Raw genomic sequence first — 24329 nt, 5'->3', positions numbered from 1 at the left:
TATGGATAAAACATCGATTATCGGTATCATCCTCGCCCTGATTGCTTTAAGCGTGGGCATGGTGCTGAAAGGGGTCAGCTTAAGCGCACTCGCTAACCCGGCAGCTATTCTGATTATTTTGTTCGGTACGATTTCTGCGGTGATCATCGCATTCCCCGGAAAAGAAATCAAAAAAGTGCCTGCCCTTTTTAAAGTGCTGTTTAAAGAAAACAAACAGCTGACCATTGCGCAATTAATTCCCATGTTCTCTCAATGGGCGCAAATCGCCAGACGGGAAGGTCTGCTCGCATTGGAAGCAAGCATCGAAGACGTGGATGACGCGTTTTTGAAAAACGGACTGAGCATGGCGGTTGACGGACAAAGCGCAGAATTTATCAGAGATATTATGACTGAGGAAGTTGAAGCGATGGAGGACAGACACCAGGCCGGCGCGGCTATCTTTACCCAAGCCGGCACATATGCGCCGACACTCGGCGTTTTGGGTGCGGTCATCGGTCTTATCGCCGCTCTTTCCAATATGAACAATACCGAGGCGCTCGGACATGCCATCAGTGCGGCGTTTGTCGCCACCCTTCTCGGGATCTTTACGGGATATGTACTATGGCATCCTTTCGCCAACAAGCTGAAACGTAAATCAAAACAGGAAGTCAAACTGCGTGAAATCATGATCGAAGGCGTTCTGTCGGTGCTTGAAGGACAGGCGCCGAAAGTGATCGAACAAAAACTTCTCATGTATCTCCCTGCGAACGAACGAGCAAAAGTCATTGAACAAGAAGGAGAGGCAAACAATGGCGAGAAAAAAGAAGAAGAAGCATGATGACGAGCATGTGGATGAGTCTTGGCTGATCCCGTACGCGGACCTTCTCACCCTTCTTTTGGCTCTGTTCATTGTATTGTTCGCCATGAGTTCTGTCGACGCGGCGAAATTTCAAATGCTGTCTAAATCATTTAACGCCGTTTTCACAGGAGGCACGGGGGTCCTTGAATATTCAAGCGTCACCCCTCCCGAAAATGAAAAAGACGGCGTTGATCAGTTAAAAAAAGACAAGGAAAAAGATAAAGAACAGAAGAAGAAAGAAAGAGAAGCAGCCGACCGCGAAGAGCTTGAAGGTGTGCAAAAGCAAGTCAAACAATTTATAAAAAACAAAAAGCTTGAACATCAGCTGGAAACAAAGCTGACAAAAGAAGGCCTCTTAATTACCATTAAAGACAGTATCTTTTTTGACTCAGGACGGGCGGATATCCGCCAGGAAGATATTCCGCTCGCGAAGGAAATCTCGAATCTCCTTGTGCTGAATCCGCCAAGGAACATTATCATCAGCGGGCATACGGACAATGTGCCGATTAAAAACTCACAATTTCAATCAAACTGGCATTTAAGCGTCATGCGGGCCGTCAACTTCATGGCTATTCTTACAGAAAACCCGAAACTTGACGCAAAAGTATTCAGCGCCAAAGGTTTCGGTGAGTATAAGCCGGCTGCGTCGAACAAAACCGCGGAAGGACGCAGCAAAAACAGGCGTGTCGAAGTATTGATACAGCCGCGAAACGCCGTCCCTGACGAAAATCAGTAATATAAAAAAGGAAGCCTTTCAAATGGCTTCCTTTTTTATTTCTGATGAAAATGTTTAGCGTTTAATCCCACTCTTTTCAGCATTTCCGTACACATTTCTATCTCTTCATCACTCAGCACACTGATCATTTCTTTAATTTCGGCTGCATGATCAGGGAAAATATCGTCCAAAAGACGGATTCCCTTTTCGGAAATCTGTGCGAAAGTCACCCTCCTGTCAGTCGGCGAGGCTTTTCTGATGAGAAGTTCTTTTTTCTCTAATTTGTCAACAACGTATGTAATACTCCCGCTCGCTAATAAAATTTTGTCGCCGATCTGCTGCAGCGGCTGGTTGCCTTTATGATACAGCAGTTCAAGCACAGCAAATTCTGTCGGATTCAGGCCGTGCTTATGAATATGTTTATTCATATGGTCGTTTATGGACCGGTATGCACGCGACAGTACAATAAATAATTTCAATGAGTTTTCTGTTTTATCCGTCATACATTCAATCATCCTTTTTGCAAAAGAAACCGTTACAGAGAAACATTAATAAACAAAATGAAAAATGTCAACAAAAATCTTTCCAAAATTTCTCTTCTTTTTGACGGACCTTAATAAAATAATTTGTTTTTATAGCATTTTGGTTATTTTTTCTTATTAAAGAAGTATAAACAATGATATAATACCTCTATTCAAGTGTAATGTTGGAGCGATGCAGAGTGAATACATTTAAAGGTGCCCGGGGAAAGATCAAACTTTATCTCATATTGGTGATCATCCCGGCACTTATTATCAGCTTTTTCATATATGAAAAAGAAAAGCAGAAAATAGCCGATAAACACATACAGGAAGCCAGTATGATGCTCAATCTTCACCGCAATAAGCTCAATTATTTAATCGGTGAAACAAAAGCCCGGATGACAACACTTGCGATCGCTGTCGATAAGCCTGTCAATGAAGAAAAGATAAATGAAATCCTCGATCAGGCTTTTGAGGATGAACCCAGATTCAGCGGATTGTATATGCTGAATTCCAAAGGTGACGTCATCGCAAGCACGACCGATCTGAAAACAAAGGTGAATTTGGCCGACAGACCGTATTTTACGAAGGCAAAAAAGACGAAAAAAACGGTCATCACAAACGACTACTCCAGCAGAATTACAGGCCAGCGCATCTTTACGATCTGCGTGCCGGTGTTAGACGCAAACCGGGAGGTCACGGATTATTTCGTGGCCGCCATACAAGTCGATTATTTGAGAAATATGATCAATATGCTGAGCCCCGACGTTTATGTCAAGGCAACCCATGAGGATAAAGTGATATTTGCCAGCGGACGGGCTGATCAGTCAGAAGGCGTGAAACCGGTCAGCGGCTATCTGGATGATATTAATTGGAATATCAATGTTTACCCGAAACCGGTAGAGCTGAACGAGCTGACCAAAAGCGTGCTGCTGCCGATGTCCAGTATTGCCGTGCTGCTGAATATTCTGTTCATCCTCGTTCAATATTATCTGCTTAAGCGCAAGACCGAGCTGGAGCGCGCTCAAAACGAGGCGCAAAAATTGGAGCTGATCGGAACGCTTGCCGCAAGCACCGCTCATGAAATACGCAACCCGCTTACAGGGATCAGCGGCTTCATTCAGCTTTTGCAGAAAAAATATAAAACGGAGGAAGATCAGCTGTATTTCTCAATTATTGAGCAGGAGGTTAAACGGATCAATCAGATTGTCAGTGAGTTTTTAGTGCTCGGCAAACCGACCGCGGAACGATTGGAAGTGAACTCGCTGCAGGATATTCTTGATGAGATTATGCCGATTATTTATTCGGAAGGGAATCTTTATAATGTGGAAGTGAATGTGGAGATTCTCGTCAATCGGCCGCTCAAGGTCAACTGCACGAAAGACCATATTAAACAGGTGATCTTAAATGTCGCGAAAAACGCGCTCGAATCAATGCAGGAAGGCGGCAGGCTGTCCATCTATTTAGAGGCCCTCGACGATAAAGCAGTCATTAAGGTGGCCGACAACGGAATGGGTATTTCTGAAGATATGCTTGAGCACATTTTCCTTCCGTTTGTCACATCAAAGGAAAAAGGCACCGGCCTCGGTCTTGTCGTATGTAAACGGATCGTGCTGATGTACGGCGGTTCGATTGACATTCAAAGTGAAGTCGATAAAGGCACAGAGGTCACCATTACCCTCCCTGCCGCTTCACGATGAAAAAACACCCTGAAACAGGGTGTTTTTTATATAAGAAGAATATGTGTAAGAGGATATACCGGGGAACGGCAACATAGCCGGCAGATAGATACGAGGCGCTTCGTGAGCTGTGCCAGCGGAAAAACCCGCTGACTGTACGCGGTCATCTTTCGGATGCGGCGGTTAATCATGAAGCGCATTCAGTCTTCGTTATCTGTTTATCATCAATCATTTGTTTGCTTCATATGCAGGCATGACGTCACCGCGGGAGAACAAGCCTATTTTCTTCACAAGGCCCTGTATTCCTTGGTGATGTGTGCGTTCACGGTTTATCAGCTGCTGATACGCGTTCATCAGACTGTCCAGTTCCTGGCTGTGTCTGATCGTGTCATATCCTGTAAACCCCTGCCTGTTAGCCGCATCTATCATCATTTTCCTCTTTTCATCAATAGATACTAGCAATTTTTCTTGTTCAGAATAACTGCCCATTCACTTCACCCCTCACCGCTAAAAGAATAGGAAACAAGTTTGATTGGGTTATTGAGCATTATTACAGATTATACTTTATTTGTAAACATTTTTTTACTAAATAACTTAATTTTTCATTTCATATTGGAATCTTTAGTATGATTACGAGAATAATACCCATTCAGGTAATGATATAAACAAAATACGCCCATTTAATGCATAAAAAAACAGAGATTTTATATTACAATAAAAAACCTCTCATGCGGCTGACCGCATGAGAGGTTGGGACATCTATCCGTTTTGTACACTTTCATTTTCATAAATCGGGACCCATCCTTCAGTCGTCACGAAGATTCGGATTGCGACGACCCGGCGGTCTTCCTGAAGCGTAAAGTAATGGCGGATGTTCTCCGGAACCGAAATCAAATCCCCCGGATTTAAACGGACATCAAAAAAAGTGCCGTCTTTGCCCTGAATGACGAAGATGCCGTGCCCGCTGACGATAAAGCGGACTTCATCATCCGTGTGGTGATGTTCTCTTTGAAAATTTTTCAACAGCTCATCAAGATTGGGTGTTGTATCTGATAAAGAAATGACATCCTGAGACCGATAGCCGCGCCGGGCTGAAATATCCTGAATCTCCTTGTCAAACACCGTGAGAATCCGGTTTTTTTCATCTTCGGTTAGATCGTATTTCTCCGAAAGCTCAGGCGGAAGTTTTTCAATGTTCCACTGCTCATAGATCACCTCTTGTTCGTCTAAAAAGCGCGCTACTTCTTCCTGATGTTCAATGATCGTATTCTTTTCGTCATGAATTCTGATTGTCGCCATTTTGCGTTCCTCCTTTTATTTTACAAGCTGCGGCCGAAGTGACAGAAGCTTGATATGACAGCTGAATAAAAATTCATAGGCTTCCAGCACCCTTTTCGCCTCAAACGCGGTCCGCCCCCATGTCGTAATGCCGTGATTGCGGATTAATACCGCGCCTGATCCGGCGTCTGCATGGCGCGCGAAGCTTTCGGCCAATGCCGGGATGTGCGCCGGATTGTCAATGATCGGAACGGTCACCGACGCGTTTTCCTCCCACAATCCGAGCGCCTTAATCATTTCCTGCCCCTGAAAGGTGATTTGTTTTTCATCCCCGTAGAGCTCTGAGATGACATTATTATTAACGGTATGGACATGCAGACAGCAGCCCGCGTCTGTCTTTTGGTATAAGTACGTATGGAGAAGCGTCTCTGCCGAGGGTTTTAAGGAATAGCCGGTCTCAGCGGGCTCCCCGTTCTCATCGACTAAGAGAAAATCTTCGTCTGTTTCTTTTCGTTTGTCTTTTCCGCTTGCCGTAACGAGAAACGTCAGCGGTGCGTCGGATACTTTGATGGAAAGATTCCCGCTTGTTGCCGGGAACCAGTCTCTTTCAGCCAGCTCGCGCTTTACTTCGGCAAGTTCGCGCCAGCGTTCTTCTTTTGCAGCCATGCCTGCACCTCCCCGATATTTTCGATGCCTGCTTTCACTTCATGAAAATCTTGAAAAGGCTGATGCCGAAGACCGAGCTCTTTGCATTCAGTCAAAAGATAATCTCTCGCAAAACACATATCGGATAACTTTGCAGCCTCGACATCCGTCACCGAATCACCGATCATAATGAGAAATTTCTGCCGGTCGGATAGCTTCCGGATGACTGACGGTTTGCAGCAGCCGCACTGATTCGTGCAGGCTTCGTCACAGGCGTGCGGCCAATTGATATGAATATATTCATTGTCAAAGGATGCATGATTGCAAAAGATCCGCTCTTTTTCTACGATGCCTTCTAAAAGCGGATGCACAAAAAAGTCCATTCCCCCGCTTACGATATAAAACGGGAGATCGTTTGACCGGACAAACGAAACAAAATCCAAAAAGCCGTCCCGTATTTTCGCATCCTCCAGAATAAAGTCCGTCAGCTCATCTTTTAAGCTGCTCGGCAGCAGCCCGAACATCCGGCCGACTCCTTCCTGAATTGATATGCTTTTAGACAGAACACCGTCTTTTAATTCAAGCCACTCAGGGGGCGCGAATTCTTTCATCATGCTGACAATGTTGTCGTTCATGGTGACTGTTCCGTCGAAATCACAAATAATCAGCGGTGTGCGGGTCATACGGATTCCGCCTTTCCCCATTTGTCTAATGCGAGCTGAAGATCTTTGCACGACGCGGCTTTTTCTTTAATCGGCTGTGCTTCAAGCACTGCATCAATAATGGCGCGAAACGCTCTTCCGCCGCCCTCGGCTCCTTTCGGATGGCCGTGAATGCCTCCGCCTGCATTGATGATGTGATCAATACCGAAATCACGCATTAACAATGGCACCATGCCGGGATGAATGCCTGCTGACGGGACGGCAAACGTCGGTTGAAAGACGTCTTCCTTTACACATTCATGATGGATCGCAAGTGCGGACTCCTTCGGAAGAGCGACGGATCCGTATGGTGACGGAAATAAGCTGAAATCGGCGCCGCAATAGCGGTTCAGCTTGCCGAGCAAAAGTGCGTGCGATAAACCGTAAACGGGAGATGATGTAAACGCGCCGCTGACCGCCGGATGCGCCATAATCGGAAGCGGGATTTCCCCATCTTCAGCAAGACTTTGCATGACGTCTAAGCCGTAGGCGAATACATTCAGTAAAAGGGCGTCTGCCCCGAGTTCTGCCGCGCGTCTCGCTTTATCCCGCAATTCAGAAGTCCTCCCCGTCAGGTTTACGGCGTACAGCGTCTTATGCCCCGTCTCCTCCCGCGTTTCCTTCAGGACTTGTTTTCCTTCGATAATGCGGGTTTCAAACGGAGTCAGTTCATTTTCAAAGAAAATTTCGTCATCTTTAATAAGATCCACGCCGCCGAGCGCCTGCTGTCTGAGCTGCTCTTTAATGTCGGCAAGATCCCGTCCGATCACGCCTTTAAAGATGCTCATCAGAAGCGGTCTTTCAAATTCGCCCAGCAGTTTGCGGATGCCGTATATACCGAATTTCGGCCCGGGAAGGGAGCGTTTAAACCCTTCGGAAAATTCCAGATCAGTCAATTTTATTTTTCCGTCCAGTGACAGCTTTCCGAATACCGTCGTCAGGACGGCCGGAATATCTCTTGAAAAGTTCGCCTCAGGATAGGCGATGGTGATGACGGATTGTGTTTCGTTTTCTTTGGCCCCTTCTTTTTCCTCAACTTTCACGACCCGGCCTTTATGCTTTCTGAGCTGTTCCTGTTTCACCAGGGGCAGATCCGTCCAGGAGCCTACCGTCAGCCCCGCCGCAATCTGTTCCGCCCGCTTTTCACTGTCCGTTGTGTCTGTCAGAAGATATGTTGCCAATACTTCGCTCATGCGTGAACGCCTCTCTTTCTTTCGCAAAATATAAAAAAGCCTCTTCCTTAAGAGCAGAAAGAGGCTTCGTGTTATGTCCGAATCTTATCTCTCAGCTCCTGCTGCAAGAATTAGCACCGTGCTTTATCAGTCGGTTGCCGGGCTTCATCGGGCTCGTCCCTCTGCCTGCTCTTGATAAGAATAATGATTTTATAAAGTATTTTGAATTATCGCATTGTTATCCTGATATGTCAATGCTTTTTCGGGTGAAAAGATTCAGCTTCCCGATCCGTTCCGCAGCTTCTTTAAGTCTTTCTTCACTTGTCAGAAGACCGACTCTTATATAGCCTTCTCCGAATTTTCCGAACCCGTTTCCGGCTGCGACCGCGACATCCGCTTTTTCCAAAAGCAGATCTGAAAACGACTGCGACGTATATCCGTCCGGCACCGGAAGCCATGCAAAAAAGGAACCCGCCGGAGCCGTCACATCCCAGCCGATATCACGGCAGGCTGCAATCCAGGCATTGCGTCTCGACTCATATCTGTCATTTTGCGCTGCGACGCATGTCTGATCCGCTAAAAGAGCGGCGGCTGCCGCCTGCTGCGCCGCGGGAAACAGGCTGACAAACATATGATCTTGATAAAGATTGATCGCTTCGATGACAGACGCGTTTCCGACGGCAAATCCGACCCGCCAGCCCGCCATGTTATACGTTTTGGACAAAGTATAGATTTCAATCCCCGTTTCTTTTGCGCCTTCCGTCTGCAAAAAGCTCAGCGGTTTATGCCCGTCAAAACCGACGGCCCCGTATGCGAAATCATGAACGACACAAATGCCGTTTTGTTCCGCAAAGCTGACCGTCTCCTCGAAAAACGCTTCTGTTGCCACAGCACCGGTCGGATTATTCGGATAATTGAGATACAGCAGCTTCGCCTCGTTCTGCACCTTTTCAGGAATTGCGCTGTAATCGGGGAGAAACCCTCTATCTTCCGTCAGCGGCATCATTTCCATTTTCGCTTTCGCAAGTGCGACCCCCGACCAGTAGTCAGGATATCCGGGATCAGGCACAAGAATGGTATCTCCCGGGTTCAAAAGACATTGCGGAAGCTCAACAAGCCCGGCCTTGCCTCCGAACAGCACGGCTACTTCCGTTTCCGGATCAAGCGTCACCCCGTACTCCCTTTCATAAAATTCAGCCGCTGCTTTTTTGAAGCTGTAAGCGCCCCGGAATGATGAGTATTTATGATTTTCCGGCTTTTCGACGGCGCGCTTCATTTCTTCAACGATATGCTGAGGTGTCGGCTGATCGGGATTCCCCTGTCCTAAATTGATGATGTCTTTGCCTTCTTTCAGCTTTTGATTGACCTTTTGCACCAAAGATGCAAAAAATTGTTCCGGCAGCTGTTTGAGTACATCTGAGACTTCAAAGTTCATATTTTCACCTTCTAAAAATGTCTTGAAATGATAGTCCATCATCATATATGGTTAAATAAAAAAAGTAAAGAGAAACTTGAGGTGTATAAAAAATGAAATGGACCGTTTCCTGTTTGCAATTTGATATTTCATACGGAAATCCTTCAGAAAACTTCAAAAAAGCAGAATCTTTGATTGAGCAAGAAAGCCGCCATGCTGATGTCATCGTGCTTCCTGAGCTGTGGACGACCGGCTATGATCTCACACGGCTTGACCAGCTGGCGGATGAAAACGGCGAAGTTTCGGCACAATGGCTTAAAAAAACGGCCAAAGCATACAACGTACACCTCGTTGCCGGATCTTTTGCAGTCAAAGAAGGCGAAAATGTCTATAACACTATGTACACCGCCGATAACAGCGGACAGATCGTGAAGCGCTATCAGAAAGCCCATCTGTTTCAGCTGATGGATGAACATCTGTATCTGACAGCAGGAAACAGTGATGGTTCCTTTGAGCTTGACGGTGTCAAGTGCGCCGGGCTGATCTGCTATGATATCCGTTTCCCCGAATGGATCAGAAAGCATACGTCCCAAGGAGCGAATATCCTGTTTATCTCTGCGGAATGGCCTCTTCCCCGCCTCGATCATTGGCGGAGTCTGCTTGTCGCCAGAGCCATTGAAAACCAATGTTTTGTCGCGGCCTCTAACTGCACGGGGTCAAATCCCGATAATGAATTTGCCGGCCACAGCCTGATTATTGACCCGTGGGGCAGGATTTTAGCGGAAGGAGATCGGACGGAAGGCGCAGTCCGGGCGGAAATCGATGTTTCAGAAAGCGCGTCCGTACGCGAGACCATCCCGGTTTTCAAAGATTTGCGGCGTGATTTATATTAATTTTCAAAAAAATGTTGACAAGAATATCCGGCACCTGCTAATATTTTCATCAACTGATTAATCCGAATTGTGATACAAATCAATATATTTTTCTCTTATCGAGAGTTGGGCGAGGGATTGGCCTTTTGACCCCAACAGCAACCGACCGTAATTCCATTGTGAAATGGGGCGCGTACATTTTGCGCCGAGACGATTGTCTCATAGGGCACGGTGCTAATTCCATCAGATGTTATCTGAGAGATAAGAGGCGGACTGCACTGTTTCGGCCTCCTTCTCTTTCAGAGAAGGAGGCTTTTTTTCGGGCGTATTCTCCGTCACGATCTCTTACTGCCACTACATAATTGGAGGGTAAATCCATGTCTGCAACTAAAACAAGTCTTTATGAACAATTAACGGAAAGCTCCGCCGCAGCGTTAGCTGTGAAGCTCGGCTTATTTCAAAGCAAAAGCACTCTCACATGCCGTGAAATCGGCGACGGCAATTTAAATTACGTCTTTCACGTTTTCGATAAAGAAAACAAAAAGGGACTGATTATCAAACAGGCGATTCCTTATGCGAAAATCGTCGGGGAAAGCTGGCCGCTTACGATTGACCGGGCGAGAATCGAAAGCAGCGCCCTCATCCGCCAGGGCGAACACGTGCCCCATCTCGTTCCGGCCGTTTACTATTCCGATACTGAAATGGCGGTCACGGTAATGGAAGACCTTTCGCATCTGAAGATCTCAAGAAAAGGACTGATGGAAGGAGAACATTATCCGAATTTATCAGTCCATATCGGTGAATTTCTGGGAAAAACGCTCTTTTACTCATCCGATTATGCGCTTGATGCGAAAGTAAAACAGCAGCTCGCAAAGCAGTTTACAAATCCCGAACTTTGCAATATTACAGAAAGGCTTGTGTTTACAGAACCGTTTCTCGACCATGAAACAAACGATTTTGAAGAGGAGCTGCGCCCATACGCAGAAAAAATTTGGAACAATTCCCGCCTGAAAGAAGGCGCTGATGAATTGAAAGCCGTCTTTCTGAATTCCGCGGAAACATTGGTTCACGGCGATCTGCATACGGGAAGCATCTTCGCCAATGAACATGAAACAAAGGTCATTGATCCCGAGTTTGCTTTCTTCGGACCGATCGGCTTTGACATCGGCCAATTTATTGCAAATCTGCTGTTAAACGCCCTCAGCCGGGACGATGACGACAGACAGCCATTATATGACCACACCTCCGCCGTATGGGACACATTTGTAAAAACATTCAGTGAAGCATGGGAGAAAGACTGCCTGCCTTCCTGCAGACACCTGCTGGAAGATACACTGAAAAACGCGTTTGAGGAAGCAGTCGGTTTTGCGGGATGCGAACTGATCCGGCGCACGATCGGGCTCGCCCATGTGGCTGACTTGGATGAAATCACTCCGTTTGATAAACGAATTGAACGGAAGAAGCTGGCGCTTGAAATCGGCGCCTATTATATCGAAAACAGAAAAGAACTGAAGCATATCACTGAGGTTCTGGATCAATTTAAGCTCCGTGTAAAGGAATGATGCAGCATGACAAATGAATTTGCCATCCCCCGTTCCGTGGAATGGAAAGAAACACACATCCGCATTTTAAATCAGCAAAAGCTCCCTGATGTCACTGAGTATGCGGATCTTGAAACAAAGGAAGATGTATTCGACGCGATTGTCACACTGAAAGTAAGGGGCGCTCCGGCCATCGGTATAACTGCGGCGTTCGGACTCGCGCTTGCCGCCAAATCGTTTGAAACCCGCGATCTTTCTGATTTCCGCCGTCAGCTCGCCGATGTCAAAGCATATTTAAACAGCTCAAGACCGACTGCCGTCAATCTCGCTTGGGCGCTTGACAGACTGACGGATTCCATCAGGAATGCAATCTCAATCAATGAAGCGAAGACAACGCTCGTTCATGAAGCCATTCAAATTCAGGTTGAAGATGAAGAAACATGCCGGATGATCGGCCAAAATGCGCTGCACCTTTTTAAAAAAGGCGACCAGATCATGACCATCTGCAATGCGGGTTCAATTGCCACAAGCCGGTACGGTACGGCGCTTGCTCCCTTCTACTTAGCGAAACAAAAAGACCTCGGCCTTCATATTTACGCATGTGAAACAAGGCCCGTTCTCCAAGGATCGCGGCTGACGGCGTGGGAGCTGATGCAGGGCGGAATTGATGTCACGCTCATTACTGACAGCATGGCTGCCCATACAATGAAGGAAAAACATATTTCAGCAGTCATTGTCGGCGCTGACAGAATTGCTAAAAACGGAGATACGGCCAACAAAATCGGAACGTACGGCCTCGCGATCTTGGCAAACGCCTTTCAGATTCCGTTTTTTGTGGCCGCACCGCTTTCGACCTTTGACTTGCAGATTGAAAACGGCGATCAGATTCCGATTGAAGAAAGAGATCCGGATGAGGTCAGACAGATCTCCGGCATACGCACCGCTCCCGAAGATGTGCCGGTCTTCAATCCGGCCTTTGACATCACACCGAGCAGCCTGATTTCAGGCATTATCACCGAGAAAGGAATTGTGACGGGTTCTTACACAGAAGAAATTGAACAATTATTCGCAGACTGCCAGCTGAGCTAAAAAACCGCTGATGATGTTGCCTCAGGCAATGTCAGCGGTTTTTTTGTCTGCATAATGTCAGCACTTCATCTTTTTGGGCGGCTGAAATCAGATGCATTTTAAAAAACAGCTCTGCATAACCGGCTATCTTTTGCGGACGGCTCATTTTCATCAGGCTTCGTCCTCCTTTTTCATCAGACCAACTTTTTTCACTTAATAAAATGATATGTCGGACGTGAAAAAACGGAACGTGCCATATGCTTTATTTTTCTTTATAGGATATTTGTTCGATGTTCAGCAGCGCCGCTTTCACATCCGTCTTCGTGCCCGCGTATCCCGTTAAGGCGCTGTTTTTGCCGATTACCCGATGGCACGGGACAAAAATCGGCAGCCGGTTGCGTTTATTGGCCTGTCCGATAGCGCGCACCGCTTTCGGCTTGCCGATAGCTTCAGCTACATCGCCATAGCTTCGTGATTCACCGTAAGGAATCATCGTCAGCGCGCTCCATACCTTTTCCTGAAAGAGTGTGCCTTGTTGTTTCAGAGGCAGAGAGAAATGCTTTCTCTCTCCGGAAAAATATGATGTCAGCTGCTGTTTCGCCTCCGACAGCAAATCGGTTTCGCAAAATTTCACGCCGGGCGTATCTTTCCGCCATTCCTCAAAATCTTCCCCGGTGAGAAACAGGCCGGTAATAAAGCCCTCTTCCTCCGTCAGGCTGACCGTTCCAAACGGTGCATTCACCCTTGTAAAGCAGATCATTCGCCGCTCCTTCTTTCTTCTGTATTCTGCCGGATCGGAAGCGTCAAATGAAAAACCGTGCCCTTCCCTTCTTCACTTTCCACATGAATGCGGCCCTGATGCTCTTCGATGATTTTATAACTGACCATGAGACCGAGACCCGTCCCCCTGTCTTTTGTCGTGTAGAATGGCTCGCCCAGACGTTTTAATTTGTCTTCAGAAATGCCTGTTCCTTCATCTTGAAGGGATATCAGAATGTGGTCTTTATCAGAAGGCTGGATCGTCACGTAGATATTGCCGCCGCCCGGCATGACTTCAATGGCGTTTTTTAAAATATTGATAAACACCTGTTTTAATTGATTCGGCTCACAGTAAATCGGCGGGATGTTCCCGGTCTGGTTCAAATGGATCTGCACATTGACAAGATTGGCCTGGGCATTCAAAAGATCAGCCGTGTCTTTCATAATCTGCGTCACGTCTTTTTCTTCATATAATATTGCCTGAGGTTTCGCTAAAATTAAAAATTCGGTAATGATAGACTCGATGCGTTTTAATTCTGAGGTAATGACGTTAAAGTACAGGGAATATTCGCCTTCAATGCTTCCTTGCAGAAGCTGAATGAACCCTTTCAGCGCCGTCATCGGATTTCTGATTTCGTGGGCGATGCCGGCCGCCAGCTCCCCTACGACGTGAAGAGTGTCAGATTTCCGCAGCCTCTCCTCAAGCTCTTTGGCCTCGGTGACATCTTTAAAGATGGCCAGGTTCATATTTTGAATGATATTCCTTTTGAAGGAAAATTCCAATTTGCGGCTGTCACTGCTGCTTAACAAGAAGGGGATTTCATTATCCATTCCTTCCAGATCGATCTTTTTGGCGGGTACACCCGCGTTTTCAATTTCAAATAAAGAAAGAATATCCGGAACGGTATGCGCTCTCAGCTCATCATCGGGCATGCCGAGTATACGGCTTGCGAGAGGATTCGCGTCAATTATGCGGAATTGGTTGTCAAACAAGACTTTTCCGTCCATTGAGCCGTTGAATACTTTTCTGAACTTCAGCTCGCTTTCCCGCAATTCTTTTTCCATCCGCTTACGATCGCTGACATTTCTTAAAATGGTTAAATGCTGACCTTCGAGTATGGTTCGTTTTGATGTGAACTCAAGCTCTTTGTACTGGCCGTTTGCCATTTGAAACAGCATCTCTTCCCGGATTTCCCCGTATTTTTCATATTTCTTCTTAATCTGCTTGTATTTTTTCTGCGGATCAACGATAAACGTACATAAATTCGTCTCCACCAGCTTATCCATCGGCAGCTCGAAAATGCGGCACGCCGACTCGTTTGCTTTGGCAATTTTTCCGTCATCAGACCAAATGACAATCGCGTCCATGGCGTTTTCAAAGATTTCGCGGAAGCGCTCTTCGCTTTTAAAAAGTTTCAATTCCATCGACCGTTTCTCCGTTATGTCTCTCATAATAGACATGTAAAACCCGCTGATTAAGTTGGACGTAATCGTAAACTCAAACAGCTTCTCCTCGCCCGACCGAAGCTTGACCGGCAGTTCTCCTTTGGCGTTTCCTTTTCTCCGGAGGGTGTCCCAGATTTCTTTCAGGTGCTTTTTGTTTTCTCCGTCGGTAAAATGGAGGAGCGACAGATGGGACAGTTCATTCTGGCCGATCTCAAAGCTTTTGCAAAAAGAGAGGTTCGCATCAATAAACCCGCCGTCCTTATCAAACAGCACGATGCCGTCGACAGCTCTGTCAAACAAATCTTTGAACAGCTGCTCGTTCATGGAGAATTCACGCTCTAAGATTTTTTTAGAGGAGATATCCCTCATTACCACAAAAAAATAATCCTCCCCAATTCCGTCTCTGGCGAGGAATTCAATGTATTTCGTCGCGCCGCTGTCAAGCTTAATCGGCACCTCTTTCCACAGATAGCCCTTTTTCAAAAATTTTTTCACGGCCTTATTCAGTTCTTCCTGAGGCACGGAATATAAAAAGTCCAGAACGGAGCGGTTCATGAGGCTCTCTGCCTCAATCTGCATCATCCGGGCCGCGGCCTCGTTCGCCTGGACGATTTTCATTTCCTTATGGCATATAAAAATGGCATCAAGCGTGTTATTCATAATCACATGATACCGGTTCAAATCACTCTTCAGGCGGTCATTTTCCTCCTTCAGCCGCTTCAGCTGCTCTTTCAGCGACTCCTTTGTCTGCAAATCCAGAGTTTCAGCCATTCAGTACACTCCTTCTTCAAAAACCTATCCTTCAATATTTCTACAAAATACCTCATCTTCCTTCATTCGCCCTATACATTTCAGAAAATTTCAATGATATGACAAGTTAGAGTCTTTTTCTACGATCCTTACCTCCCCGTTACATCATCCTAACAATCCCTTTTTTCCTCCTTCAATTTTTTGTTTTTTATTTTAAAATGAACATCATCAGGAAATAATCATGCAGTGGATGATTTTTGAAGAGAAGGTGATGCTATGACAAAATCGCGAGACAGTTATTTTGACAACGCCAAGTTTATCTTGATTTTTCTGGTGGTGTTCGGCCATATCCTCCGGTCATTTATTAACGGAAATGAGTTTATGCTCCATCTCTACAAATTCATTTATACTTTTCATATGCCGGCCTTTATCCTGGTTTCCGGCTACTTCGCAAAGAACTTTAAGCGGAAAGGTTATGTAAAAAAGCTGGCTGTGAAGCTGATTATTCCGTACCTGATTTTTCAGGGCATCTACTCGGTTTTTTACTATTTGATTCAGGATGAAAGCATGACGAGCGTCAATCCGATTGATCCGCAGTGGTCTCTCTGGTTTTTAGTCAGCTTATTCTTTTGGAATCTGCTGCTGTATCCCTTTACGAAGCTGCCGAAAATGTGGGCGCTTGGCACGAGCTGCGGGCTTGCCGTCATGATCGGGTATCTTGATTTCGTCAGCAGCACGCTGAGTCTTTCACGGACGTTTGTTTTTCTTCCGATGTTCCTCGTCGGGTTTTATTTAAAAAAACAGCACTTTGATTTACTTCGGGCTAAAAGGGGCAGGCAGATTGCCGCGGGCGTACTGGGCATTGTTTTCCTCTTATGCTGGTGCATTGATTTTGATTACTCGTGGCTGTTCGGATCAGAGCCTTATTCTACATTCGGCACAGTGACGCTTTTGAGCGGTCTGTCGCGGATCGGCTGGTACATATTGGCCTTTGCCTCCACCTTCAGCTTTTTGGCGCTCGTTCCGCAAAAGCGTTATTTCTTTACGAAGTGGGGTACAAGAACGTTTTACGTCTATCTGCTGCATGGATTCATTATAAAAACGCTGCGGCAAATCGGGCTTGAAGATCATCTGTCTGATTACCAGAATTTAGTCATGCTCTTGATTTTAACGGCCGCCCTCACGTCCATTCTCTCCAGCAATGCGGTGAAAACGGCCGCACAGCCGTTTATTGAATTGCGGATTACCGGCTGGCTTGAAGCGATTAAAGGAACAAGGAACGGGGCTTATTCGAAATAATGTGAAATACCTCTTAAGCGTTATCGCCTAAGAGGTGTTTTTTATTTTTTGCCGTCTTCTTTTTTCTTTGGCTTCGTCTGTTCAAGCGTTTCAATCCATTTTCCGGCGTTATAATCTCCGAGCTCACTTGAAAATTCTTCTTCAAGCAATTTAGGGTCCATCGGCTTTTTATGATTTTGCATGTCTTTGCTGTGCCGGTTTGTTTTCGTCACATTATTCGCCCCCTTGTCTGCCGTGCTTTGATTTGCGGTTTGCCCCTCTCAGTCCGGGATCGCCGTCATATTGTGTTTTGTATGCATCTTTATCCATGCTCTCAGTCGGTGTATTGTTGTTGGTCAAAGCTTCATTCTTTGCTGCTTTTCGTTTCATTTGATTTCCTCCTTCTGTCTGCAGATCTGTTTTGAATTCATCAAACATTTTTTTAAGGTCGCGCACTGTCACATTTTTGGCATCATCAATGAGCTCATAGCCGATCTGTCCGTTCGGCTCAAGCAGCACATATTTAAAATCCTGTATGTCCCCAAGGCCTTCCTGCCTGATCCGCATGGAGAGCTGTGCCTCGGTGAAACGCATCTTTTTTAAATTTTCCGGGATGACTTTTCCGTCTCTGACAACGGCGACGGTTTTCCCCGAAAACAAAAACTCAAAAAAGTTTGATTTGATTTCTAAATATTCCATCAGAATCAGTACCGCGATAAAAATCGACGCTGCGAAAATGGTTTCCCATAAATTATGTTCAATAAACGGCTGAATAATAATCGAGCCAATGGAAATCATGATGACCGTCTGAGTCACCGACAGCTGGCTGATCGATTTCCGTCCGGCAATTCGCAATAAAAAGGTACCGACAGCTATCATAATCAAAGATTTCCAAAAAACGGCAAGCAATGACGTCACCTCTTTACAAATAGAATCTCCAACAAAACGGTTTCCACCCATCCATTTTCCGGTAATAAAAAACACCGCTTTTCAAAAAGCGGTGTCAGCCGATAATGATTCTTTCCTTCGGATAGTGATAATTTGCTTCGATTTCTTTTCTGCCGATTAAATAAAGGAACGTCAAAATACCGATTCGGCCGATAAACATGACCACCATGATCACGCATTTTCCGATGTCGCTTAAATGCGGAGTGATTCCCAGCGAAAGCCCGGTCGTTCCGAAAGCGGAACAAACTTCAAACAGCAGCCCCAGCAGCGTCTGATTTTTCTCCGTCACTGCCAGAATCAGCGTTGACCCAAATACGAGCAGAATCGCCATCATCGTAACGACCAGCGACTTTATGACATCAGCCTGATGAAGCTCACGCTTAAAGACCTTGACCGCTTTATTTCCGCGGGCAAAATGAAACAGGGCAAGAAGGTTGAGCGCAAATGTCGTCGTACGGATTCCGCCGCCGACCGAGCTCGGCGATGCGCCGATGAACATAAGGGCGCAAATGAAAAATAATGTCGGCGCGGACAGCTGGCTGATATCGATCGTCGCAAGCCCGCCGCTTCTCGTAGCGGTTGATTGAAAGAGACATAAAAATAAAACATCATGCCAGCTTTTTCCCTTCATGACATGGCTGGCTTCAAGCGCGTATATTCCGACAGCCCCGAACAAAACGAGCAGTCCGAACGTTACGGTCGTGATTTTCGTGAACAGCGTAAATGAGTATCTGCGCTGTTTTGAAAACAAAAAGTCCTTCACTTCTACGAGCACCGGAAACCCGATCGCACCGAAAACAATCAGAAGCATCGTAATAAACTGCACGAAATAGTCATGCCTGAACGGAACGAGTGAATTTCCCGTAATATCAAAACCGCCGTTTGTCGTGGCGCTGACGCTTGCAAAGAAGCCGTGCAAGTACGCCTGTTCAAACGAATCATAGTACGTTAAAAAATATGTTCCTAAAATGATGCCGCCTAAAAACTCGATTAATAAAATCAAAAACAGCACTTGCTTCATCAAGTTGACGATACCGGAAAACTGCGATTGATTCTGGTCCACCATAATGAGCTTCCGTTCCCGCAAACCGATCCGTTTGCCCATAATGAGCCAGACGAATGTTCCGAGCGTCATAATGCCGATTCCGCCGAATTGCAGCACGAAAGCCAAAATGACAATCCCGGCCGTACTGAACGTGTCAGCCGTGCTGACGACCGTTAAACCGGTGACACTGACTGAGCTGACCGCCGTAAACAGCGCGTCTATAAACGACCAGCTGGCCCCTTGTTTGTGGGCGGCCGGCAGACTTAACAAAATAAATGCCACCGTCACAGCAAGAAAATAATATAACGCGATCAGCTGTGCAGGCGACAAAACCTGTATGAATTTCTTCAGCTTTAATTTCATAAGATAGTTCCTTCTGCCTCTCAAATGTAGTACGTAATTATTCTAATGATATTGGGAGATTTTTTAAAGGGCTTTTTAGAAAGATTTTTCATTACCTTATGTAATTTGCCGATCTTTAAACAAAAAACCTCTGAAACGATTGTCAGAGGTTTTGTTAATTATTTGGCTTCCAGCCTGCGGATGCGCTCATCCAGATCAGGGTGTGTGGAGAACAGTGACGAATGCTTTTTGCCGTTAATTTTTAACGTCTGCACCGCCGTCTGGTCCTCTTCATTCACATGTCCCGTATAAGACTTCAGCGTACGCAGGGCGTGAATCATTTTATCCTTTCCGGCAAGGTCGGCACCGCCGCGGTCAGCGTGGAACTCTCTATGACGCGAGTATGCGAAGACGACAAGACTGCCGAGAATGGAAAAAATAATCTGAAACACGATCATCGCGATAAAATGCACGACCGGCGCGAGATCTTCTTTGACAAAGCGGCTCGCAATCCATGCCGCGATACGGGAAAGGAATACGACGAACGTATTGACGATTCCCTGAAGCAGCGTCATCGTGACCATGTCACCGTTTGTAATGTGTGCGACTTCATGGGCAAGAACCCCTTCCACCGCAGCATCATCCATCTGCTGCAATAAACCTGAGGAAACCGCGACAAGCGAGCGGCGCTTAGAAGGCCCGGTCGCAAAGGCATTGACCTCAGATGAATGATAAATGCCGACTTCAGGCATTTTCGTCATCCCCGCTGCACGGGACAATCTGTGCACACGGTCAACCAATTGCTGCTCTTCATAGCTGAGTGACTGCTTCTTCGGATTTAACACCCGGACGCCCATCATCGTTTTTGCCATCCATCTGGACATACCGAGAGAAATAAAAGAACCGACAAAACCGACGACAAGACTGAACACGAGCAATGCCATCAGATCGACGCGGCCATTTTGTATATACGAGCCGACACCGGTAACGCTTGTAATAATCGTAAGCACAATTCCGATTGTCGTAATGACCAAAAGGTTCGTTAAAATAAACAGAAATATTCTTTTCGCCATAATTACCTCCGTCTTTTTTAAGATCAAAAGAACTTATTTAATTAAATTATAAATGATCTGTTTGAAAATGCAACAATTTCGACGTATGATGTTAATGTAATTCTCAGTGATATAAGAAAGTGAACACGTAATCAATCAGAGGTGAATCATGAACACGTTTAAACTGACCCGAACCGATATGGTGCGGCTTCTTTACGCGTTAAAAGGCCAAGGAGACGCAACCCCTCTCCAAATCTTACTGCAATCAGCGGACATGACATTGGATGAAGCGGAAAGCCGGCTGCACATCCCTGAATTTCTGACGAGATTCGAACGAAAAAAAGAGAAAAAGGAATACGGGCTTTCAACAAACGAGATTGTCGAGCTGGGAAACCTGTGCGAGCTGACGTCTTTAAAATCAACCGCCGTCCAAAACTGGGTGAAGCGCGATATTAAAGATTTAATCGGACACCCTTTACTCGGAAAAAAATATACAATTGAACAAGCTGTCATCCTTCTCATTGTACGTGATTTAAAATCAATTTATGACTTCGAACATATACGCGCCATATTAAAAATCGCTTTTAACACGATCACCGACAGATCAGATGACGTCATCAGCCCGATCAGCTATTATGAGAGCTGCGCCCAGGTGATTGATTATCTTCATCATAAGACAAACCCGCCGATGAAGGAAACGAGCCTGCAGGAGCTCGTTGAACAGCAGACGGACAAGCTCAGAGGCTGCTTTCAAGAACTCGAAAGCGGGCAATGGAACAATATCAGGGCCATACTCGCGGTTACCGTGCTCTCCGTTTTGACTTTCCATATCCAAGCCTCCGCCTACAAAATGACCAGCCATTTATTATAATTCATACGTTTTTTTGCCCCGGTGTCTGCGCCGGGGTTTTTTCAGGTGCACAACAATTGCCAGCATAATCAATACCGTTCCGTTTGAAACTAAAACGCGTAAAAACATCTTGCCAGAGAAAAGGAGATGAAAAAGATGGCGAGCAGAAATAAACTCTTAGTTCCAGGGGCTGAGCAGGCACTTGACCAATTTAAATACGAAGTGGCTCAAGAATTCGGCGTGAACCTTAGCTCTGATACAGCAGCACGCGCAAACGGCTCTGTAGGCGGGGAAATGACAAAGCGGCTTGTACAGCAGGCTCAATCACAATTAAACGGCAAAACTCAATAATGCAGCTTATTCGCCGGGATTTCTCGGCGAATTTTGATGTTTATCGGCATTCTCCCTTCCGTGCCGGTAGCCGTTCGGGTTCCTTCGGTCTGACGGATCTTCATGGCGCCGATAGGATTCCCAATGTTCATTTCGTTCATGATTCCAGTAATGATTGTTATACCTCTGCTTAGGCTCTTTGTCATTTCCGTTTTCCTGAGGATTTTGTGTTGGGGGCTGCTCTGTTTCCCCATCTTGTTCCTTCTGAGTATTTTCCTCTGATCCGGAAACTGCATTTTTTTCGTTTTGCTGATTGCCGTCTTGACTGTCCGGCTTCGCATCTTCCGTGCCGGGCGTTGTTTCATTGTTTTCCGGCTGCTCTGCTGCCTTTTCTTCATCAGGAGCCGTGTTGTCATCAGCCGCCGGTTTTTCTGTGTCCGGCTGCTTATTTTGATCTGTATCTGTTTCAGTGTTTTTCTGATCTTTCTCACTATCGTCGGTTTTCTTTTCAGGCTGTTTATCTTCTGTTTTCTTTTCGTTTCTTCTTATGTAGCTGCCTGTTGACATCCCTTCCTGTTTTGCTTTTTCCCTTGTTTCCATATCCGATTCAAGAGATTGAAGCTGGTAGGTGCCCTTATATTTTTCAGTCATGTCAGCCAGCTGTTTTTTAACGCCTTTTTTATATGTATTGTCATCTGTATTTTCGTAAATCGTGGAAATTAAAATCTCTTTTGATTCCTTTACATATCCATGCTTGCTGCAATCGGTAATAATATTACTGATGACTTCCTTAAAATCGCTGCTTTTCCAGTCTCCGATGTCACTTATGACCTTTTGGGCGTCATGGTTCAGCGGTGTGAGTTCAATGACTTCGTATTTGCTGTTTAAAGCCATTTCAATGCTTGGATTAATGTCAAGCGTCATATACGCGTAAGCTTTGTTATCAGAAAAAACCGGGAGCATGATTAAAATAAATAGGATAATAGCAGTCATTGTAAACACTCCCAATTTAAAAGGGCGCAGTTTCAGAAAATCAAAAAAGCTGGCCCTTCTTCCCATACGCGTTTCGCCTTCAAACGTAATTTCCTCTCCAATTTCACAAGCACGGTGATCATTTTTTGTTTTCAAAAATTGTCCGTCAGGGGTTAGCAACGTGACGAATTTTTTATTTTTCTCTACTATGATCCCTCTTCTCATGAGTGCAACACCCCTTTAAGATAATCTTTTAAATAAATATAATCACCGGAAATAATAATACTCATGGCGATGATATATTTTCGGTTCCGTTCGATCGTTTTTCTGCTGACCGACACGAGCTGCTCCAGCTGTTTGACCGGAAGCTGTTTCTTCTGGTGCAAAATAGACGCCAGCTCTTCATTTTCCACAAGCGTGTAGGCTACCTTAATCGCATTTTGCCTCGCATCTGTATGCTTCGGCGATTGTTCCAGCAGCTCTTTAAAAGACAGACCGTATTGTTGCAGCTGCTTCTGAAAAAAAAGAATTTCCTCCCGGCGCTGCTCCTGTTCTATCTGTTTGCGGTATTCATCAATGGAAAGCTCCGCTTCAATAAGGCTTTGCGAAGACTCCTGGTCGTCGCCTTCCTGCACATCCATATTGATATGCTGGGCGGCTCTTGCTTCTTTTCTGATATAATCTATTACTTTTCTTTTTATAATCAGCTCTGCAAATGCAAGCAGCGAATTACCTTTTTCAGCCGAATATTTTTCAATGGCTTCGTTAAACGCGATCAGCCCGATGCTGAATTCGTCGTCTTTTTCATCTATATATCGTTTACAAACGGATGAAACCGTCTTCGCGATAAAAGGCTTATATTGCTGTATTAAATCGTTCTGCAGATCTTTGTCGCCTTTTTGTATTTTTTCAACAGATGTTTCAAGCGTTTGCTTCTTTTTTCCCAATTTAAACAAAAGGCTAAGCACTGGTTTCACCTCAGTTCCTCCCTATAACTACTCATAATCATAGCTAATTTAGTAGGGATTCGCAAAGGAAGAAAAAGAGAAATCGATTTCATTTGTCTCAATTATGACAAGCCAATAAGACGTACTATACATGATTTCGTGCGCTCGGGCAGAATTAAGGGGGTTTTCTCTGTGTTTTTTGTAACAAGGCTGTTATAAAATTGTTATCATATGTCTTAAATGTAAGCGTTTCAAATAAAAAAGGGAACCTGTTTTTTGAAAAAACAGTCCCTTTAAGATTCCTTTTATGCATGTTCTCTTTCCGCCGATGCCGCGTCCTGTTCTATTTGTTTTCTTCCTGACATAAACCATCCGCAAACCGCAATGGCTGCCAAAACCGTCCAGAAAATGATTTTCCAAGCCGCAGAATGAATAACATCCGCCGGAATGGCGCCGAGTTCCTCATGAGCCAGAGTATAAAGAGCGAGCTTCACGCCTACCCACCCGACAATAACAAATGCGGCCGTTTCAAGGCTCGGTCTGGTTTTTAATAAGGAAACAAACATAGACGCCGCAAAGCGCATGATGATTAAACCGATAACACCGCCGGCTAAAATAACGAGAAACTGACCGCCATCCAAGCCGCCGATGGCAGGAAGCGGCGTTTCCGGAAGCGTTACGGCAAGCGCGACCGCCGCTAAAATGGAGTCAACGGCAAAAGCGATGTCAGCCAGCTCCACTTTCAATACAGTCTGCCAAAATCCGCTCTCTTTCTGCGTTTTCTGCCCTGTACCATGTTTGAATACATACCGCTTCAGCAAATGACTGACCCCGATGTAAAGGAGATATAAGGCGCCCAGGGCCTGAACCTGCCAGACATTCACCAGAAAAGAAATGGCGAACAGCGACCCGAAACGCAAAATAAATGCGCCCGCCAATCCATAAAATAAAGCCTTCTTCCTTTGTTTTTCCGGAAGATGCTTCACCATCACAGCCATCACCAGCGCATTATCCGCCGCTAAAATCCCTTCCAGCCCGATTAAAACGAGAAGAACCCATCCATACTCCAATAATAATGCAAAGTCCAATCCATTCCCTCCGTTTCATTTCTATCATCCGAGCTTATACCGGCGTTTTTTTACGCAAAAAAGACCTTTGCCGATATA

General features: G+C 45.6%; 25 protein-coding genes and 2 riboswitches. Of the genes, 9 read left to right on the top strand and 16 right to left on the bottom strand.

All coding sequences use genetic code 11. The features are described from left to right. Nucleotide 1: 1 nt before the first annotated feature. Together motA and motB are read left to right on the top strand one after the other, a co-directional pair. The gene (motA, locus tag AD710_RS14600) at nt 2-817 is read left to right on the top strand and encodes a flagellar motor stator protein MotA (protein WP_013352039.1); all 816 of its coding nucleotides are present in this window, start codon (nt 2-4) and stop codon (nt 815-817) included. Beyond that, nucleotides 789-1574, top strand: a complete 786-nt coding sequence (motB, locus tag AD710_RS14595) for a flagellar motor protein MotB (RefSeq protein WP_047475311.1) — start codon at nt 789-791, stop codon at nt 1572-1574. The genes motA and motB overlap by 29 nt, the downstream gene beginning before the upstream one ends. Before the next feature lie 35 nt (nt 1575-1609). Here motB and AD710_RS14590 read toward each other — a convergent pair whose 3' ends face one another. Continuing rightward, nucleotides 1610-2056 (bottom strand): MarR family transcriptional regulator MhqR, encoded by a 447-nt coding sequence (locus tag AD710_RS14590; protein WP_016936351.1) that lies wholly within the window; start codon nt 2054-2056, stop codon nt 1610-1612. Nucleotides 2057-2256: 200 nt separating this feature from the next. Between AD710_RS14590 and AD710_RS14585 the strand changes: the two genes are divergently transcribed. Then, complete coding sequence (locus AD710_RS14585; RefSeq protein WP_049628370.1) at nt 2257-3774, top strand: sporulation kinase KinD; 1518 nt, start codon at nt 2257-2259, stop codon at nt 3772-3774. A 207-nt stretch (nt 3775-3981) separates the two neighbouring features. Here AD710_RS14585 and AD710_RS14580 read toward each other — a convergent pair whose 3' ends face one another. The 6 genes from AD710_RS14580 to AD710_RS14555 form a co-directional block, all read right to left on the bottom strand. Further along, entirely contained in the window at nt 3982-4242 is a 261-nt protein-coding gene (locus AD710_RS14580) for an aspartyl-phosphate phosphatase Spo0E (RefSeq protein ID WP_016936353.1), read from the bottom strand. 270 nt (nt 4243-4512) lie between these two features. Beyond that, on the bottom strand, nt 4513-5052 hold the full coding sequence (locus AD710_RS14575; protein ID WP_047475314.1) for a 1,2-dihydroxy-3-keto-5-methylthiopentene dioxygenase: 540 nt from the start codon (nt 5050-5052) through the stop codon (nt 4513-4515). A 15-nt stretch (nt 5053-5067) separates the two neighbouring features. Further along, nucleotides 5068-5697 carry a methylthioribulose 1-phosphate dehydratase gene (locus tag AD710_RS14570; RefSeq protein WP_049628369.1) on the bottom strand — a complete coding sequence of 210 codons (630 nt, stop codon included), beginning with the start codon at nt 5695-5697 and terminating at the stop codon, nt 5068-5070. Continuing rightward, nucleotides 5655-6359, bottom strand: coding sequence for a 2-hydroxy-3-keto-5-methylthiopentenyl-1-phosphate phosphatase (gene mtnX, locus AD710_RS14565; protein ID WP_045925657.1), 705 nt, complete (start codon nt 6357-6359; stop codon nt 5655-5657). Before mtnX ends, AD710_RS14570 begins: the two co-directional genes overlap by 43 nt. Continuing rightward, nucleotides 6356-7570 carry a 2,3-diketo-5-methylthiopentyl-1-phosphate enolase gene (gene mtnW / locus AD710_RS14560; RefSeq protein ID WP_049628368.1) on the bottom strand — a complete coding sequence of 405 codons (1215 nt, stop codon included), beginning with the start codon at nt 7568-7570 and terminating at the stop codon, nt 6356-6358. Before mtnW ends, mtnX begins: the two co-directional genes overlap by 4 nt. 81 nt (nt 7571-7651) lie before the next feature. Then, a riboswitch (SAM riboswitch) is annotated at nt 7652-7751 on the bottom strand. Nucleotides 7752-7787: 36 nt separating this feature from the next. Further along, nucleotides 7788-8984, bottom strand: coding sequence for a pyridoxal phosphate-dependent aminotransferase (locus AD710_RS14555; RefSeq protein ID WP_049628367.1), 1197 nt, complete (start codon nt 8982-8984; stop codon nt 7788-7790). A gap of 92 nt (nt 8985-9076) precedes the next feature. On the opposite strand from AD710_RS14555, the gene AD710_RS14550 reads away from it, so the two are divergent. The 3 genes from AD710_RS14550 (at nt 9077) to mtnA (ending at nt 12465) form a co-directional block, all read left to right on the top strand. Beyond that, nucleotides 9077-9856 (top strand): carbon-nitrogen family hydrolase, encoded by a 780-nt coding sequence (locus AD710_RS14550; RefSeq protein ID WP_049628366.1) that lies wholly within the window; start codon nt 9077-9079, stop codon nt 9854-9856. A gap of 92 nt (nt 9857-9948) precedes the next feature. Beyond that, nucleotides 9949-10103, top strand: a riboswitch (SAM riboswitch). A 109-nt stretch (nt 10104-10212) separates the two neighbouring features. Beyond that, the gene (mtnK, locus tag AD710_RS14545) at nt 10213-11397 is read left to right on the top strand and encodes an S-methyl-5-thioribose kinase (RefSeq protein WP_049628365.1); all 1185 of its coding nucleotides are present in this window, start codon (nt 10213-10215) and stop codon (nt 11395-11397) included. Between the two features lie 6 nt (nt 11398-11403). Then, entirely contained in the window at nt 11404-12465 is a 1062-nt protein-coding gene (gene mtnA / locus AD710_RS14540) for an S-methyl-5-thioribose-1-phosphate isomerase (RefSeq protein ID WP_049628364.1), read from the top strand. A 241-nt stretch (nt 12466-12706) separates the two neighbouring features. Here the strand turns inward: mtnA and AD710_RS14535 are convergent, their stop codons facing one another. Next, on the bottom strand, nt 12707-13204 hold the full coding sequence (locus tag AD710_RS14535) for a methylated-DNA--[protein]-cysteine S-methyltransferase (RefSeq protein WP_049628363.1): 498 nt from the start codon (nt 13202-13204) through the stop codon (nt 12707-12709). After that, on the bottom strand, nt 13201-15420 hold the full coding sequence (locus AD710_RS14530) for a PAS domain-containing sensor histidine kinase (protein ID WP_049628362.1): 2220 nt from the start codon (nt 15418-15420) through the stop codon (nt 13201-13203). Before AD710_RS14530 ends, AD710_RS14535 begins: the two co-directional genes overlap by 4 nt. A gap of 255 nt (nt 15421-15675) precedes the next feature. On the opposite strand from AD710_RS14530, the gene AD710_RS14525 reads away from it, so the two are divergent. Then, on the top strand, nt 15676-16698 hold the full coding sequence (locus AD710_RS14525; RefSeq protein ID WP_049628361.1) for an acyltransferase family protein: 1023 nt from the start codon (nt 15676-15678) through the stop codon (nt 16696-16698). A gap of 41 nt (nt 16699-16739) precedes the next feature. On the opposite strand, the gene AD710_RS19650 is transcribed toward AD710_RS14525, so the two are convergent. The 4 genes from AD710_RS19650 to htpX all read right to left on the bottom strand — a co-directional run bounded on the left by AD710_RS19650 (nt 16740) and on the right by htpX (nt 20085). Continuing rightward, the gene (locus AD710_RS19650) at nt 16740-16880 is read right to left on the bottom strand and encodes a hypothetical protein (protein WP_095240833.1); all 141 of its coding nucleotides are present in this window, start codon (nt 16878-16880) and stop codon (nt 16740-16742) included. A gap of 31 nt (nt 16881-16911) precedes the next feature. Continuing rightward, nucleotides 16912-17586, bottom strand: coding sequence for a DUF421 domain-containing protein (locus AD710_RS14520; RefSeq protein ID WP_049628360.1), 675 nt, complete (start codon nt 17584-17586; stop codon nt 16912-16914). A 94-nt stretch (nt 17587-17680) separates the two neighbouring features. Further along, on the bottom strand, nt 17681-19033 hold the full coding sequence (locus AD710_RS14515; protein ID WP_045925666.1) for a TrkH family potassium uptake protein: 1353 nt from the start codon (nt 19031-19033) through the stop codon (nt 17681-17683). A 158-nt stretch (nt 19034-19191) separates the two neighbouring features. Further along, nucleotides 19192-20085, bottom strand: a complete 894-nt coding sequence (gene htpX / locus AD710_RS14510) for a protease HtpX (protein ID WP_045925667.1) — start codon at nt 20083-20085, stop codon at nt 19192-19194. 148 nt (nt 20086-20233) lie between these two features. Between htpX and AD710_RS14505 the strand changes: the two genes are divergently transcribed. Next, entirely contained in the window at nt 20234-20935 is a 702-nt protein-coding gene (locus AD710_RS14505) for a DUF1836 domain-containing protein (RefSeq protein WP_016936370.1), read from the top strand. A 135-nt stretch (nt 20936-21070) separates the two neighbouring features. Further along, nucleotides 21071-21265: an alpha/beta-type small acid-soluble spore protein gene (locus tag AD710_RS14500; protein ID WP_013352019.1), complete on the top strand. Its 195-nt coding sequence runs from the start codon at nt 21071-21073 to the stop codon at nt 21263-21265. Nucleotides 21266-21271: 6 nt separating this feature from the next. Here the strand turns inward: AD710_RS14500 and AD710_RS14495 are convergent, their stop codons facing one another. The 3 genes from AD710_RS14495 to AD710_RS14485 all read right to left on the bottom strand — a co-directional run bounded on the left by AD710_RS14495 (nt 21272) and on the right by AD710_RS14485 (nt 24251). After that, on the bottom strand, nt 21272-22441 hold the full coding sequence (locus tag AD710_RS14495) for an anti-sigma-I factor RsgI family protein (RefSeq protein WP_049628359.1): 1170 nt from the start codon (nt 22439-22441) through the stop codon (nt 21272-21274). Beyond that, complete coding sequence (gene sigI, locus AD710_RS14490; protein WP_045925670.1) at nt 22438-23193, bottom strand: RNA polymerase sigma factor SigI; 756 nt, start codon at nt 23191-23193, stop codon at nt 22438-22440. The genes AD710_RS14495 and sigI overlap by 4 nt, the downstream gene beginning before the upstream one ends. A gap of 275 nt (nt 23194-23468) precedes the next feature. After that, on the bottom strand, nt 23469-24251 hold the full coding sequence (locus AD710_RS14485; RefSeq protein WP_049628358.1) for a TerC family protein: 783 nt from the start codon (nt 24249-24251) through the stop codon (nt 23469-23471). Between the last annotated feature and the right edge of the window lie 78 nt (nt 24252-24329).

Source organism: Bacillus sp. JFL15 (assembly GCF_001184225.1).
GTDB classification, from domain to species: domain Bacteria; phylum Bacillota; class Bacilli; order Bacillales; family Bacillaceae; genus Bacillus; species Bacillus siamensis.
The sequence above is the reverse complement of the archived record's forward strand: the minus strand, read 5'-3'. Positions and strand labels throughout refer to the sequence as shown.